Raw genomic sequence first — 15,942 nt, forward strand, 5'->3', positions numbered from 1 at the left:
AAAAAATAAGGGCGAAACCCTTGCGGATTTCGCCCTTGCTTCAACAGGATGAGATGTCTGTTACTTTACAATTCTCAGGCCGGGAGCAAAAATGATCTTGTCGAAGGTGCGCTTCAACGTTTTGCTCTGGAAATTTACCATCGGCGGAGAATCCGGGAATTCGACCATGTCGCCAACGCTCACTTTAGTTTGCATAACGGCAACCCAAAGTTTCTGGCCATTCTCTTCAACCTGGGCATAAGTGTAGCCGCCAGAGTCCATTGTCTCAAGTACCTTGCCTTTGTGTCCTGCACCAGCAGGAATTTCCTGAGGTTTCAGGCCGGCATGGGGATCGCCGCCCGGAGTACCAGCCGGTGCCTGCTGTGTGGGGGCGCCACCTTGGGGTGCCTGACCTTGAGGGGCTTCTTCTTTTTTCTTGCAACCGGTTACTGCAAGTGCAGCGATTGCCAGCACGACTACCAATGTCTTCTTCACCGTAATCCTCCTGTTGGGATGTTTATTAAACTGGGGTAAAATAGCATACCTTCATTTTCTTTTACAATAAAAAATTACAGGTAACTCACTTGATTTTTGAGTTTTCTGTGATTTCTATTTTCCGATGATGACCTCGCCGGTATTGGTAAATATCTTTGCCGGCAGTTCGAAAACCCGCCTGAATATGTCAAATACTCCCTTGGCCAGGTACTTCACCGGGATAGCGGAGACCTTGGGATCATCTATTTTACCCTTTGCTTCAAAGTAGGCTGTTACCAGTGTCTTGTCCTTTCCGGTAAGTATCCAACCGACAATGGGGATGCGGCTGACCACCTTGTCCACTGTCTGAAGCGGTTGAACACCGACAGTGGCATCGATTTCTTCCCTGGTCAGGTCGATTTTGCCTACACAGGAAATGTTCATGGCATCGCTATCAAGAAAAAAATCGCTGGTCGAGATTGTGCCGTCCTTGACTGCCAGAGTACCGGCAATACTGTTATATGGCATGCCGCCGGATACCATGTCCGGTAATTGCAGTTTGAGCAACTGGGATACATTGAGTATGGAAAATATTTTTGACAGTGTAGCGAATCTTCGCAGAGAGCCGTCTTCCATGTAGATCTTCAACGATCCAAGAGCTGTCCGCTTGATGTCTGCGCTGGTATTCCCTTTTGCCGAAAGCTCTCCCTGCAGACTAAGGGTTCCTGTGATTTCCTGCTTTTTCATACCGATGGCATGTGTGGCCTTTTCTGCCGAAACCCCATCCAGGTTGAAGCTGACCTGGTAATGGGGAGTGCCGTTTGATCCCGAGTCGAATCGTCCCTTGCCGGAGACATTACCGCCAAAAGCCGAGAAACCCAGTTGCTGCAGATATAATATTTTGTCTTCAAATAGTGCATCGGCTTTGAGGCCTTTAAATTCAAGGTCCCGGTATTTTCCTGAAGCTGCTTTGATTGAAGCCTTCATCTTCAGGTTAGTGGATGACTCACTCTTGCCGGTGGGTTCCAGTTTAGACAACAACAGCAGGTCTTCAATATCCAGATTTGGAGAAGTGATGGCGACATCGATCTTTGGATTATCTATTTCCTTGACCATTCCCCTAACAGACAGGGATGTTTTCTTGATCTGGGTGGAAAGTTCCTTTATCTGCAGGTCTTTGTCTTTCAAAGAAATGGAAGCATGAAGTTTTTCAGCCAGCAGGGCTTTACCGGCTAGGTTATATCCCAAATCGGACAGATCCAGTGAAGGGGATGAGAAAGTCATGCTCAGAGTGGGATTTTTGAAGCCGGATAAGGACCCTTTACCGGAGATGGTCGAACTGCCCATCTTGACCGATAGCTGGGATGTTTCCAACTGATCGCCTTTGAAGTGGATAACGCCGGACATGTTGCTCAGCATCTTAACCGGTTCTGGAGGCTTTACGGCAAAGCCGGAGAAGTGGATATCTCCTCCCCAGCGGAACTTGGCCAGATCGTTGCCTGGTCCTTTGCCGTGGACGGATGCCTTAAGCTTGCCTGTCGGACTGTACTGTCTGATGAAAGGGAGCATTGGCGTTATGTCCCCTGCTGAAAACATATTCGTCTGAAGGCCCAGGTTCAGGTTGTCCTGGCCCTTATAACTGTAACCGGCGCTGGCGGTAAGATGCAGAGGGCCAAGGTCGTAAGCCAGGTATGAAAGTATCGCTTCTTCCTTGTTGAGGCTTCCTCTGAAGGCTACTCTGTTGGCGCGTTTGGCCGGTTTATTGATGTAATTCCTGTAACTGTATGCAGTGTCAATAAGATTCCAGTCGCCGGAAAGATTATAACCGCTGGTGAATCCATTGCCTGCCAGGTTCAGCTCCGAATTTCCCGTAAAAGACAGGTACTTTTCGCGCCCCTGACCAAGAAGCCAGGCCACCTCCGCTTGGCGTGGGGTCATTTTCATGGTGAAAGGATAGGAGGATGGGGTCGTCAGGGGATAGTCGGCAATTTTGCCATCGAGGGTGAAAGGGGATGTGCCGAAGTTCCCCGACATGCGGATCAGGTTGAAATCCTTACCTCTCATTTCCAGGTCACCTTTGACCCTGTTGAATGTTGGAACCTGTGGGCCGAAGGAAACGATACCTTTATCAACCGTTCCTTTGATAAAGAGCACGTTATAGTTTTGCCCCAGTTCCATGTGCAGAATCTGGCTTATTCTCCCGTCAAGCCTGCCTTCATTAAGTTGGTAAGTACCACCCTTGATATGTTTTTCGATGAAGTCTGCTGTGTCGTCAACTATTATTCCATAGGGTATGTAACCGGCGAATTCCTCCAGCCTGAAAGTGGAAGTGACTGCCTGGGCAACAATGCGTGGATCTTTACTGTGCAGGTCCAGAATTGAGCAGCTTCCTTCGACATTGAGTTTGTCGACGGTCAGATTGATGGACTTGACGGCGATGTCACGGTCAGTCAGCTCCATGGCGTAGCGAAAATGTGTGTTCCTTGGGGTCAGAACGGCATGAAATACCTGCGGGTAATCGAATCGCAAGGACGAAACCCTGACTTCTCCCTTTGAGGTGAAGGCCTCGAATTTACCTTTGACGTTCAAATCCGTATCGAAGCGACCCATAACTTTCTTGAATGGAACATGGGCCATGTAATAAGGCCAAAATTGGGAAACATCAAAGTTGTCCGTCTTGATGTGCAAGTCAGCAATTGACTCCTTCAGTGGTCTGTCCCTGCGTGCAATCCTTACAGTACCGGAGACTGACAATTTGTTAGGCGCAGCTCCGCCTATGGATGCAGCCAGTTTGATCCGGCACTTTTTGCCCCTGGTCATATTGCCGAGATGCAGGTCGAGATCTTTTAGTCTGGTGGTCAATCCCGATGGCACTACCGACCGATCATCGAAATTGATTGTGCCTTTGTCCACCTTTATCTCTTTCAGGTGTACGGAAACCGATGAGTCTGTCTTTTCCAGGAGATCGTCAAAATTGAAGACACCTTTGTCATCCCTGCTTAAATTAATTTTTGGATGAGAGAGGATAATCTCATGGAGTGATACTCTTTTCTCCAGCAGAGGCAGCAGGTCAACCTTGAAGGTGATTTTCTCAGCGCTGACAAAATCGTTTGAGCCGTCCTTTTCTTTGACAATTACATTGGTGAAGGTAAACGATGGGCCGAATTTAAAAGCAAACAGACCTTTTTCGTAAGTGACTTGCCTTTTAAGCATTCTCTGGGTTTCAGCCAGAATCTGCTCTTTATAGGTGTCCAGATGGAGGAGTTTATCCAGAAGGAATGAAAGACCGCCTCCTGCTAGAACAATGGCCAGCAGAAAGGAGAAGACGATGATAATATATTTGTTTTTTGGAGTCATATGTAAATCCATGCCGGACGGAATTTAAGGTATTCACGCAGTTGCCTTGTCCGCCGGATTATACTCTTCCGGCTACTCAGGTGCAAGTTTGTCTGTCACCTGTCAAATAACCTCAAGCAGAATATTACCCTCTGCACGGGCGGTTCAAGTGTCTTGGCTGGATTTTAAACCAGGTGAATGTGGCCCTGGCCTTATACCCAGGCGCCGCTGATCGGCAGTTCGATGGTGAAAATGGTGCCTTTGGGCTGATTGTCCTTGGTCCTGATAAAGCCGTGGTGATCGGAGATGATGGTATTGACAATGGCCAGTCCCAGACCGGTTCCGGCTTTCTTTGTGGAAAAGTAGGGCTCGAAGAGCCTGGCGCGATCCTCGGGGAGGATGCCATGGCCAGTATCGGCCACGGTGAAGGTAACCATTTTCAACTCCCTGTTGTAGGTGCTTTCGATGATTATGGCGCCGTTACCGTCTATGGCAGCCACTGCATTATCCAAAAGATTAATCAGCACCCGCTTGATCTGGTCCCGATCCAACTGGATCATTGGAATGTTTTCATCGGTCCTCAGTGAAAAGGTGATATTGCGATGGGCTTCCTGATACAGTGTTATCGCTTCATGCAGAATCTCGTTCAGGTTGTTGGGTGAAGGCTGTGCAGCAGGCATGCGGGCAAAGTTGGAAAATTCATCGACCAGCGTCTTCAGCTCGTCCACAGATTTGATGATCATATCGGTGCATTCATCGAAAACCTTCTCTTCCCCCTCGAACTTTGATAGGTAACGCTTTCTCAGCCTTTGTGCCGATAGCTTTATGGGGGTCAGAGGGTTCTTTATTTCGTGGGCTATTCGTCTTGCAACTTCCCGCCAGGCGGCCATGCGTTGCGCCTTGATCAATTGTGTCAGATCGTCGAAAACGACGACGGTGCCGACGAATTCATCGTTTTCATCCTTGAGAACGGTCAGATTGACGAGGAGGGTGAGCTTGGCATCGCGTATGGGTATGGTTACCTGCTTGTTGACCGTATCCTGCTGGGAAACGATGAGATCGCGCAGCATGCTCTTTACTATGTCCAGATGGACCGGCTGCAAAACCTCCCGAAAATTTTTGCCGGTAACCTTCTGGGTGTTGATGTTGAGCAGGCGCTCGGCTGACTTGTTGACTGTTGTCAGAACGCCCTGTTTATCCACCGAAATTACCCCGGCATTTACGTTTTTCAGGACGATCTCCATGTAACGCCGCCTCTGTTCCAGCTCAAGGTTGCTGCGGCTCAATTCTTCGTTGGTATTTTTCAGGGCCAGCTGGTTGTTTCGCAAATCCTGGGTCATCTTGTTGAATGACGAAATCAGCATGCCGATCTCGTCATTGCCCTTTTCACCCAGGTGAACATCCAGGTTCCCCTCGGCAACCTGTCTGGTGGCCTCGGCCAGCTCCTGGATCGGGATGGTAAGACTTTTTGCCAGATAAACGCCGAACCAGACCGCCAGGAAAATGATCACCATGGTGATGAGAAAAAGGGTGAGTATATAGCCGGTGGTGATGGGATTTTTCAGGATCTTCAGCTGGCGGAATTCGTGGTAAGAGGTGGATATTTCCTTCATCTTGCTTACCAGGGAGTAGGGTACGTAATAATTGACAACGACGACACCCACCACATCCGCTTCATTCCAGTTGGAATGGACGGGGACTATGCCGCGGATCAGATCTGCCTTGCCTACCGAGTTGACCTTGGTTACCTGTTTTCCCTGCAGTCCGATTTTGATGTCTTCCGACGAGGGGTTGGTAAATTCACCCAGGGGCAGCTTGGGATTGGCAGCCCTGACCAGTTCTTCCTTCTGGGATGAATAGACTTCTACTACCCCCAGATTATACTCCTTTTGCTTCTGCCTGATCACCGCCTTGAGCCGGGGCAGGTTTTCCTCGTTGAGGAGTTTCTGTTCCTTGATGATGGCGCTGATTTGCTCACCGTAGTAGAGGGCATTTGCCGCCGAAGTCTTGTAATAAGTCTGGGCAACTTCCATGGATTCATCCAGGGAGGTTTCAACCTGTTTGTTGAACCAGTTTTGGATGCTGTTGGTAATGAAGCCGGCGGAAACGAAGAACAGAAGCATTGTCGGAACCAGTGAAAGGCCGACAAAGGCAAGAACCAGCTTGGTGCGGAGCTTGGCCCCCAAAGCATTTTGGCGGTGCTCGATCATGAGCTTCGCCACATTGCGGAACACCATGAAAATGAGCAGGATGATTAGAAGTATGATGACATTGATAATGCCGAAAATGACGATATTGTTGCCCATCGGCACTTCGGAACTCAGCTTTGAAAGATGAATTTCGGTAATGGTTAGAAATATGATAAGCAGGAGGGAAAAAGCGACAATGAATCCCTCCCGTTTTCTCTTGCGCAACTCAGCTTTAGGCAGACCTTTTTCCGTATCGTTTCCCAATTTTATTTCCTTTTCAGTAAATATGCCCGGTAACTCTATATGAAAGCCGTATTTATTTCAAGCCGCCCAGGCGCCCAAACAAAAAAAGCAGCCTTGCGGGCTGCTTTCAGAGTACGGGAGGATGATTCCTCTCAGCAGGCTTCCAACCATGCCATTTCCGGGATACCGAGAGGGATCTGGAAAGTCTTCTCATTGCTCTTGTCTTCCATAACAGTCCAGCAGTCGGGGCGGGACAGAAGTTCGGCGATAAAGCGGTGATTAAGTTCATGTCCCGATTTAGTCGCCTTGACATGGCCGATGATCTGCATTCCTGCAAGGGCAAAATCCCCCACAGAATCAAGAATCTTGTGACGGACGAATTCATCGGTGAAACGAAGCCCCTCCCCATTTACAATTCCAGATTCATCAATGGCTACAGCATTGGCCAGGGAGGCCCCCAGGGCAAGGCCACGAGATCTCATCGTCTCCAACTCGGAGACAAAGCCGAAGGTCCTGGCAGGACAGAAATCATCAGTAAAGCATTCCGGGTCGAATCTCATGGTCCTGAACTGCCGGTTGATGGCCGGATGGCTGAAGCGTAGATCAAAGGAAATGCGAAAATAGCGGGAGGGGATGATAGTGATCCTTTTATCGCCGTCCCTGACGGTTACCGACTTTTTCACCACAAGGTACCGACGTGGCTTGCGCTGTGTGGTGATGCCTGCTTTGCGGATGGCGTCGACAAAGGGGGCGGCGCTGCCGTCCATGATGGGAACTTCGAGGCTATTGATATCCACATGGATATTGTCTATGCCACAGCTGAACAAGGCCGCCATCAGATGTTCGATGGTTGCAACACTGGCGCCGTCTTTGCCGATGGTGGTCGACAACCGTGTATCGACCACGTTTGCGGCGGTTGCTTCAATGGTCACGGACCGGGGCAGGTCTGTTCGATGGAAAACAATTCCGTTGCCGGCATCCGCGGGACGAAGGGTCACCTGGGTTTCTTTTCCGGAATGAAGGCCTGTGCCGGTAAGGGTAATCTTGTTTTTAAGTGTCTGCTGATAAGCCATGGCAAACTCCTTTGCATAATAGTCAGTACACATATTATTTAGCAAGTTGTGGGCCATGTCTTAAAGGAGTGGATATCTGTTTTAATTTCAGCGTGTTGAGTGAAGGGTGGTGGAGCAGGGTCTGTGGCTGGAAGGTGAGAACATGTTGCAAAAAAGGTTCTCTGTGGCAAAAATGCAACAGTATTGGGACCTATAGTCGTCCTGAACGGATGATGGCAATTACCCACCAGAAGCCGATAAGCCCTGCAATGGTATAACCGAGAAAGGCGAAGGCGGGAAATTCGAAGATGAGTGGCCCCTTATTGGTCTGCATCACTATGGATGAACCGATGATCAGAGCGGCAATAATGAGGCTGAAGGAGAGGCGGTTGATGGATTTATCCAGATCCTTGCTGAAATGATCCAACCCGCGGTGTTCGAGGTCGATCTTGAATTTGTTGTGGTTGAGACGGTGGAGTATTTCCCGTAGATCACGCGGCAGATTCCTGGCCAGGTTCAGATAGGACATGAACATGGTGCTCAGGTCCTTGGCAAAGCTGCCAGGGGTGATTTTTTCTTTGATGGCCTTTTCCATGAATGGCCGCAGGTGTTCAATCATGTCAAACTCTGGATCAAGTTCCCGTCCCATCCCTTCTATTATCACCAGCGACTTTGCAAGGAGCATCAGGTCAGGTTGCAGTTTAATGTGGAATGTGGTGACTATATCTATAAACTCCACCAGCATCCGCCCGACTTCAATTTCCTGCAGGGGTATTTCATAGTAGCTGTCGATGAATTCCGACAGGTCCCTTTTCAGTGCCCGCCGGTTGAGATTTTCGCCTATCTCTCCGGAGTAAGCGAGGAGGGCAATCAGTTCATCCACATCCCGGTTGAGAATGGTGAAAATGATGTCAGTCAGGTATCTTTTGAGCTGGTTGTCCAGGCGCCCGACTATGCCGTAGTCCAACAGACAGATGATATTGTCCGGCAGAATCAGCACGTTACCCGGGTGTGGATCGCCATGGAAAAAGCCATGGTCCAGGACCATCTTGAGGAAGGCATCGGCACCCCGTCTGGCAATCAGTTTCCTGTCAAGTCCGGCCCGTTCCAGGGCCAGGTGATCCGTAACCTTGATCCCGTTGATGTACTCCAGGGTGAGGATGGTTTTGCCGGTATGTTGCCAGAAAACGGCGGGGAAATGCATGGTGCGGTCACCACTGAAGTTATCGCGTATCTTTTCAATGGTGTGCCCCTCCCGTGAAAAGTCCATTTCCCGGCGGATGGTGCGGGCAAATTCCTTGACCAGACCTACGGGATCGTAGATTTCGGCTGCCGGCATGTGGCGTTCCATGAGTTGGGCAATGCCCATCAGGACATCGATATCCGTTTCGACGAGGGCCTCTATTCCGGGACGGCGTATCTTGACCACCACATCTTCGCCCGTTCGCAGCCGGGCCCGGTGGACCTGGGCGATGGAGGCCGCAGCAACAGGAACCGGATCAATCTGGATGAACACTTCCTCCACCGGCTTGCCCAGTTCCAGCGTGATCTGCGTCTTAGCTTCTTCAAAAGGAAAGGACGGGACATTATCCTGCAGTTTGGAGAATTCATCCACGAAGCTGCGAGGAATGACGTCCGGGCGGGTGGAAAGAAGCTGGCCAAGCTTGATGAAGGTCGGGCCCAGTTCCTCGAAGGCGAGCCTCATTCGCTCTGCCGGTGAATATTGGGCAATGGTCGAGGCCTTGCGCCGCAGCACCTTGCGGCTCATGGCAGCCAGTTGGGAAAGATTGAAATATTCCAGCAGATGTTCCAGTCCATACTTGACCAGTACTTTCACAATCTGCCGGTAACGTCGGATGCTGCGGATATTGCGGCTTAGCTGGATAAGGTTCAGCATTCAGGACCTGGATCTTCGTCGCTCACCATATTTTCAAGGGCCTGCACACGCTTCTGCAAGCGGTCGAACTCCTCCCGAGATACCAGGCCCATTCGCTCTATGGTCTTCTTTACCTCATTTTCGGCTATTTCATTGATGCGTTCCCGGCTGTCCTTGGCCATGGCCTGGATTTTATCGAGGAGGGCCTTCCCTTCATCTTCACTCAGCTTATACTTTTCCTTCATTTCCGTCAGCAGTTCCTCAGCCTTTTTCTGTGTCATGGAAACTGCGCCGAGTCCCGTCAATAAAGCTTTTTCCAGTAATTCGAACATAAGTCCTCCTCCTAGCGGGTTTTTTACAGTTAAAAGGTAGCAGAAGAGCCGAAGATATCAAGGGGCAAAGGGCATTTCAGCTTCATTAGTTCCATTCGGAACCTCCGGACGGAAACTACATTACCTCCTGAAAAGCCACAATATCAGTGAAAGCAGAAGAGATATCAGAATACTGGTGGCAAGGGGAAAATAAAAACTGAAGTTTTCCCGCTTGATGTGGATGTCACCAGGCAATCGCCCCAGCCACGGAATTTTTCCGGCAAGGGAAACGGCCACTCCGATGGCGGCAATGATCAGGCCAAGGTAGATGAGAGCTTTGCCGATTCCGCTCATGCAGGTTCCTTCGCCGAAACCGGTCGCGGCTGATAACGGTCTTTCTCGCTGTAGATGCAACCGCAGTATTGCTGGCGATAGATGCCCATCTTTTTAGATATTTGAATACCTTCTTGCCAGCCCACGCGGTAATCGCTGTAATGGAAGGGGATGCCGTAGCTTTCGCCTATTTTTTCTCCAAGCTCCCGAATAATTTCGTGCTTTTGGTATCTGCTGTACAGAAGAGAAGAAGAGTAGGCATCGAAGCCCCCTTCTACTGCAGCAGCTGCCGCAGCCGCCAGACGGGAGCTGTAGCAGTAGAGACAACGATCAGCCGGTTTGGCAGCGACCGCTGAAAGAAAGTCTTCCAGGCGATATTCATCCTGGTAGATGACTTCCAGGTCGATCAATCCCGCATATTCCCTGACCGTCTCCAAACGTTTCCGGTACTCCAGATAAGGGTGAATATTGTGGTTGAAGAAATAGCCGGTTACGGCCATGCCGCTGGAGCGCATTTCCTTGACCGGGTAGATGGCGCACGGGGCGCAGCAGATGTGGAACAGTATTTTCATGGGGACTAAATTAGCGTTTCATTTCGAACAAAGCAAATAAATTTATCGGGAGTAGATCCAGGTTCAAACGTCGAGAACGACACAGGCTTTCCAGCCATGCTCGTCATTTTTAAGTGAAAAACGATGCAGGGTCACCGCCTTGACGTCTGTAAGCAGGCGATGTTTTGCCGGGTCGATCCGCTCGCCCCGGGCGATAACCTTTGCCCTGTGCATCCCGGCCTCCTGGCTGAAGTATAGGGACTGGATGCGGAGCAGCAGGCGCTTCGCATCCTTGAGAAATACCAGTTCATTCAGCACGTCGAAGAGCAGCAGGTCAAGTGCGGCATTTTCCAGTTCAAACTCTAGACTCTCCTCTGGTCCAATGCCGGCCACATCTTCGGTCATGGTATTGAGCAAGGCATCGGCGGCGGCAGTGAATACCTCTTCCAGTGTGGTCCCCGATGCTTCGAAAGCGGTGTCGGCGGTAGCTATATTTTCCAGATAATGGTAAGGCATGTATTTAACCCTTTATATTTCCGATAGGAAGCAGCCGCGCTACGCGCTTGCTCAATCCGGCCAGTTCGGTGGCTTCAACCACTTCATCGATGTCTTTGTAGGCAGCTCCTGCCTCCTCGGCCAGTCCACCCCAGGAATCGGTCCTGACGTAAATGCCCCGCTCTTCCATATCCCGCTGCAGCTTCTGCCCCTTGCCAAGTTTTTTGGCCTGATGGCGGCTCATGGTGCGGCCGCTACCGTGGGCGGTGGAAAAGAAAGTTTCGGCACCGCTCTCCATGCCGGCAAGAAGGTACGACCCCGTTTCCATGCTGCCGCCTATGATTACCGGCTGCCCGGTTTCCCGGTAGCAGTCGGGAAGCCCCTCCATGCCGGGACCGAAGGCACGGGTAGAGCCTTTGCGATGGATGAGAACATCCCTTTTCTTGCCGTTTATGACATGTTTTTCGATCTTTGCGGTATTGTGGGCCACGTCGTAGACCATGTTCATCCCCAGGTCTTCCGGGCTCTTGTGGAAGATGGACGAAAAGACCTCCCGGATTCGGTGCAGGATCACTTGGCGGTTGGCAAAGGCCATGTTTACCGCACATTTCATGGCGGCAAAATAATCCTGCCCTTCAGGTGACTGGAACGGCGCGCATGAAAGTTCACGGTCCAGCTTCTTCAGCCCGTATTTTCTCTCCATGACGCTGAGGAACAGCTGCAGGTAATCGGTGGCAACCTGGTGGCCGAAGCCGCGGCTGCCGCAGTGGAACATGATGGCGATCTGGTTGGGCATGGTCAGGCCGAAGGCGCGGGCCAGGCTTTCATCAATTATATTTTCCGGCTTTGCCACCTGGATTTCGCAGTAATGGTTGCCCGATCCGAGGGTTCCAACCTGATCGTAGCCCCTTTCGATTGCCTTGTGGCTGACCTTAGATGCATCCGCACCCGGAAAGCAGCCTTCCTCCTCGGTCATTTCCAGGTCTAGAGGCCAGGCGTAGCCGTTTTTCAGACACCAGCGTGAACCCTGTTCCAGAATATCGCGGAACTCAGTTTGGGAGCATTTTACGAAACCGGTACAGCCGACCCCGCTGGGAACCCGATAGAAAAGGGCATCCACCAGCCGGTGAATGTGCGGCTTGACCTCCTCCAGCGTCAGGTTGGTAAGCACCAGCCGCATGCCGCAGTTGATGTCGAAGCCGATCCCTCCCGGCGAGATGACGCCGTGCTGCGGATCCATGGCCGCTACGCCGCCGATAGGGAAACCGTAACCCCAGTGTCCGTCAGGCATGCAGTAGGCGTAGTTGATGATGCCCGGCAGGCATGCCACATTTGTTACCTGGTCGAAGACGCCTGCGTCCATCTCCCGGACAAGCTTCTCGGTGGCAACGATACGCGCCGGAACAAGCATTCCCGGCTTGTAAGAAACCGGCAGCTCCCAAAGGGTGTCCGATATCTTTTTCAGGGAAGAGGGAAGGGCCATTTATCTTTCTCCTTGTTTATAAAAATACTACCACAAAAAGAAAGGATGGTTGCTACCGCTTCTAGGAGTCTGTCGGACTTAGGGATCGAAGCGAGAGAATGGAAAATCGAGGACGGATATTTGGAAATTTGAGAGCGAATAGTGGACCTATTTGTCGAAAATTTACGGAGATCCGGACCGATTTGCCATTTTCGCAGCCGATTCGTTCTAAGTCCGACAGACTCCTAGCGGCTCAATGCTTCTTTTGCCTGCCGCAGGCTGATCTTCTTCTTGGTCATGAGGGCGTGGTGGTGGATTAGCTGGAGAGCATCGAGCAGGGTGGGAATATCCCGATGCAGATGGACAAGGAGGTAGGCAATCACTTCCTCCGGCACGACAATCTGTCGGTCTTCAGCCAGCTTCTGCAGGATCATGCGCAGGGAATCGTCACCGGAAATATCCAGCTTGGAGACCAAGCCCCACAACAGGCGGGAGGTCAGGTGTCCGTCAAGGTTGGGAAGTTCCTTAGGTGGATAAAGTCCGCTGATGGCGATTTTTTTGCCTGCGGTGTAAAAGTCGTTGAACAGCTGCCAGAGTTCCACACGGATGCTGTCGTTGTCCGGTATGAGATGGATGTCATCGATGAGGAGCGCCGGAGAGCTTTTGAACTGCTCGGCCAGCTTTGACAGTTCTTCGGCAGGATAATGGCCGTCATAGATCTTGTCGATGTCCTTGAACGAGATGGAGGGCAGGGCGGCAAGGCCCGACTGGCTGCCGATGCTGTTGGCGATGGCGGTGAGGAGATGGGTTTTGCCGGATCCCTTTGCGCCGTAGAGATAGAGGAGATTTTCAGTGCCGTCCCCTTCTGCCAGCTGTCTGGCAAAATGGTAGGCGGTTTTGTTGCCGGCGCAGACAACGAAATTGTCGAAGCCGTATTTGGAATTAACCGGAAAATCGAAGATAAGCTGCATGATCAATCCTGGAAAAGTTTGCCCTGCGGCGGTTCAGGTACAATGCGTCCGAAATGCTCATAGGCGGCCCTGGTGGCGACCCGGCCGCGCGGGGTGCGGTTGAGAAAGCCGTTTTGGATCAGGAAAGGCTCGTATACATCCTCGATGGTGTCGCTTTCCTCGCTGATGGCGGCAGCAATGGTGTCAAGCCCCACCGGTCCGCCGCCGAACTTGTCGATGATGGTCAAAAGGATCATGCGATCCATGTAATCGAAGCCCATGTGATCGATTTCCAGAAGAGCAAGGGCGTCCTGCACCACGTTGAGGGTGATGACGCCGTCCGCCTTCACCTGGGCGAAGTCGCGGACCCTGCGCAGGAGCCGATTGGCAATCCTTGGCGTGCCACGGCTGCGGCGGGCCAGCTCGGTGGCCCCTTCCGGTTTTATTTCCATGCCGAGAATGCGGGCCGAACGGGTGATGATGAACGCCAGTTCTTCAATGGTGTAGAACTCCAGGCGGGAGATAACGCCAAAGCGGTCTCTTAAAGGTGATGACAGAAGCCCCGCCCGTGTCGTCGCCCCCACCAGGGTGAATTTGGGCAGGTCGAGCTTTATTGTGCGGGCGCTTGGCCCCTGGCCGATGATGATATCCAGCTGGAAATCCTCCATGGCCGGGTAGAGGATCTCTTCCACCACATGGGAAAGGCGGTGGATCTCGTCGATGAAGAGCACATCGTGGGTTTCCAGATTGGTGAGAATGGCGGCCAGGTCCCCCGGTCGTTCGATGACCGGCCCGGAAGTGGACTTGATGTTGACCCCCATTTCGCAGGCGATGATGTTGGCCAGGGTGGTCTTTCCCAATCCGGGCGGCCCATAGAGAAGCACATGATCCAGGGCTTCGCCCCGCCCCCGGGCGGCTTCGATGAAAACCCGCAGGTTCCCCTTGGCCTTTTCCTGGCCCACATAGTCGTCCAGTGACTTGGGGCGCAGCGTTGCTTCCAGGAGATCATCATCGGTCATGTCGGGAGTAATGGTCCGGGTCATCTATTTTCCTTGGGGGTTGAGAACGGCCTAAAGTATACCAGTTGCCGGGAAAGGTCAAGCGGGGAGGGTCCTTGAAAAATTGAAGCTGATGAGACCGATATTGCTGAAGTAGCGTGTTCCCCGCACGAAGAAGCTGTGAAGAAGTTCACGAGCTAATGGGTTGGGTGTCGCTTTCGTGGGGTGGTCTTTCAGAGGGGGAGCTAGTGCTTGATCGGGTGGCCTTCGAGGTAAAGAGTGTCAGCACTTAAATCGACTTCATTTTCCCATTCGATGAAGTACCCTCCGTTGCGAATGCGTTTGAAAGTGTGAATATCTTGCAGTCCGGCAAACGGTTGATTTTGAAAACTGTTTCCCCTGCGACTGCTTTCGCTATTCAAGACGGCAACATTCTTGAGGGATTGCTGCCGACATCGAAGCGAAAGTTCCATCTCGTACATTGTATGGTCATCGGATGGCCTGTAAGGGCCTCGTGAAGATGGTGATGCTCCTGATCATTTCATCAGCTTCTTCAATGCCTGTTTGAGAAGGGACTCGACGGTGGCATCTGCGGCTACGCCTATTTCATCCACAGTCTTCTGTACAACCGCTTCCTTATATCCCAGATTGACGAGAGCGGAAACCACATCATCTCTCATATCGTTGTGGGCGTCGGCCGGGGCCACATCCTGCTGCAGGGGTCCATGCCCGAGTTTCTTCACCTTTTCCCGCAGTTCCAGCACCAGCCGCTCGGCGGTCTTCTTGCCGATCCCCGGTATGGTGGCCAGTCTGGCCAAGTCCCCCCTGATCAGGGCGTCGGAAAGATTTTGTGCTTCAATGTTGGAGAGTATGCCATTCCCCAGCTTGGGACCGATACCGGACACAGAAATAAGGAGTTGGAACATTTCCTTCTCCTCCATGGTCCTGAAGCCGTAGAGGTTGATGGCATCTTCCTTGACATGGGTGAATATATTGAGGGAGACGCTGCTGCCCCCCTCAGGAAGGGCATAGTAGGTGGAAAAGGGAATCTGCACCCGGTAGCCGACGCCGTTCACGTCGAGAATGATGAAGTCCGGCGATTTGTGGGCGAGCTTTCCTGTTAAAAGCGCTATCATTTGTACCTCTTGGACTTAATCTCTTGGACAGATGCACTGGTGAGGCGTTTGATTGTAACTGAATGGGCATGGCAGATGGCCACGGCAAGGGCGTCGGAAGCATCTTCCTGGGCGATCTCCGGCAGATTGAGCAATACCTTGATCATCTGCTGCACCTGCTGTTTGGCGGCCTTGCCGTTGCCTACCACTGCCTGCTTGACCTGCAGGGCCGTGTATTCGAAGACATCGAGTCCGGCATTGACGCCGGCAACGATGGCCGCGCCCCTGGCCTGCCCCAGTTTCAGGGCACTCTGGACATTGTTGGAGAAGAAGATATTTTCCACGGCCACAGCGTCAGGGCGGTAGGTTTCGATGATTTCGCTCAGGCTGCCGTAGATGCGTTTGAGACGGGATGGGAAATCCTTTGCGCTGTCGGTAAAGATGGCGCCGTTGTCCACATGAATAAGACGGTTTCCTTCTTTGGTGACGATGCCGTAGCCGGTGATGCGTGAACCTGGGTCAATGCCGAGTATTTTCATGATCCCTTTGGAAACATTAAGGGCGGGTTTCAAAACCCG

Annotated in this window: 14 protein-coding genes; all 14 read right to left on the reverse strand. The window is 51.8% G+C overall.

The window, feature by feature from the left end:
- Positions 1-60: 60 nt before the first annotated feature.
- Positions 61-474 (reverse strand): hypothetical protein, encoded by a 414-nt coding sequence (locus GEOB_RS11500; RefSeq protein WP_012647395.1) that lies wholly within the window; start codon positions 472-474, stop codon positions 61-63.
- 114 nt (positions 475-588) lie between these two features.
- A complete protein-coding gene (locus GEOB_RS11505; protein ID WP_012647396.1) occupies positions 589-3,810 on the reverse strand; it encodes a YhdP family protein in 3,222 nt (1,073 codons plus the stop codon).
- A gap of 191 nt (positions 3,811-4,001) precedes the next feature.
- A complete protein-coding gene (locus GEOB_RS11510; RefSeq protein ID WP_012647397.1) occupies positions 4,002-6,242 on the reverse strand; it encodes a sensor histidine kinase in 2,241 nt (746 codons plus the stop codon).
- A gap of 131 nt (positions 6,243-6,373) precedes the next feature.
- Positions 6,374-7,294, reverse strand: coding sequence for a UDP-3-O-acyl-N-acetylglucosamine deacetylase (gene lpxC / locus GEOB_RS11515; protein ID WP_012647398.1), 921 nt, complete (start codon positions 7,292-7,294; stop codon positions 6,374-6,376).
- Between the two features lie 190 nt (positions 7,295-7,484).
- Positions 7,485-9,170 carry a 2-polyprenylphenol 6-hydroxylase gene (ubiB, locus tag GEOB_RS11520; protein ID WP_012647399.1) on the reverse strand — a complete coding sequence of 562 codons (1,686 nt, stop codon included), beginning with the start codon at positions 9,168-9,170 and terminating at the stop codon, positions 7,485-7,487.
- Positions 9,164-9,481 carry a phasin family protein gene (locus GEOB_RS11525; protein WP_012647400.1) on the reverse strand — a complete coding sequence of 106 codons (318 nt, stop codon included), beginning with the start codon at positions 9,479-9,481 and terminating at the stop codon, positions 9,164-9,166. Before GEOB_RS11525 ends, ubiB begins: the two co-directional genes overlap by 7 nt.
- 120 nt (positions 9,482-9,601) lie before the next feature.
- Positions 9,602-9,814 carry a DUF2905 domain-containing protein gene (locus tag GEOB_RS11530; RefSeq protein ID WP_012647401.1) on the reverse strand — a complete coding sequence of 71 codons (213 nt, stop codon included), beginning with the start codon at positions 9,812-9,814 and terminating at the stop codon, positions 9,602-9,604.
- On the reverse strand, positions 9,811-10,365 hold the full coding sequence (locus GEOB_RS11535; RefSeq protein ID WP_012647402.1) for an epoxyqueuosine reductase QueH: 555 nt from the start codon (positions 10,363-10,365) through the stop codon (positions 9,811-9,813). The genes GEOB_RS11530 and GEOB_RS11535 overlap by 4 nt, the downstream gene beginning before the upstream one ends.
- A 63-nt stretch (positions 10,366-10,428) precedes the next feature.
- Positions 10,429-10,860 (reverse strand): archease, encoded by a 432-nt coding sequence (locus GEOB_RS11540; protein ID WP_012647403.1) that lies wholly within the window; start codon positions 10,858-10,860, stop codon positions 10,429-10,431.
- Positions 10,861-10,864: 4 nt separating this feature from the next.
- Positions 10,865-12,322 carry an RtcB family protein gene (locus GEOB_RS11545; protein WP_012647404.1) on the reverse strand — a complete coding sequence of 486 codons (1,458 nt, stop codon included), beginning with the start codon at positions 12,320-12,322 and terminating at the stop codon, positions 10,865-10,867.
- A gap of 224 nt (positions 12,323-12,546) precedes the next feature.
- Positions 12,547-13,272 (reverse strand): DnaA/Hda family protein, encoded by a 726-nt coding sequence (locus tag GEOB_RS11550; protein ID WP_012647405.1) that lies wholly within the window; start codon positions 13,270-13,272, stop codon positions 12,547-12,549.
- Positions 13,273-13,274: 2 nt separating this feature from the next.
- Positions 13,275-14,294, reverse strand: a complete 1,020-nt coding sequence (gene ruvB, locus GEOB_RS11555; RefSeq protein WP_012647406.1) for a Holliday junction branch migration DNA helicase RuvB — start codon at positions 14,292-14,294, stop codon at positions 13,275-13,277.
- Positions 14,295-14,785: 491 nt separating this feature from the next.
- Positions 14,786-15,385, reverse strand: a complete 600-nt coding sequence (gene ruvA / locus GEOB_RS11565) for a Holliday junction branch migration protein RuvA (protein ID WP_012647407.1) — start codon at positions 15,383-15,385, stop codon at positions 14,786-14,788.
- The gene (gene ruvC / locus GEOB_RS11570) at positions 15,382-15,903 is read right to left on the reverse strand and encodes a crossover junction endodeoxyribonuclease RuvC (protein WP_012647408.1); all 522 of its coding nucleotides are present in this window, start codon (positions 15,901-15,903) and stop codon (positions 15,382-15,384) included. Before ruvC ends, ruvA begins: the two co-directional genes overlap by 4 nt.
- Positions 15,904-15,942 lie beyond the last annotated feature (39 nt).

The organism is Geotalea daltonii FRC-32 (assembly GCF_000022265.1).
Taxonomy (GTDB): domain Bacteria; phylum Desulfobacterota; class Desulfuromonadia; order Geobacterales; family Geobacteraceae; genus Geotalea; species Geotalea daltonii.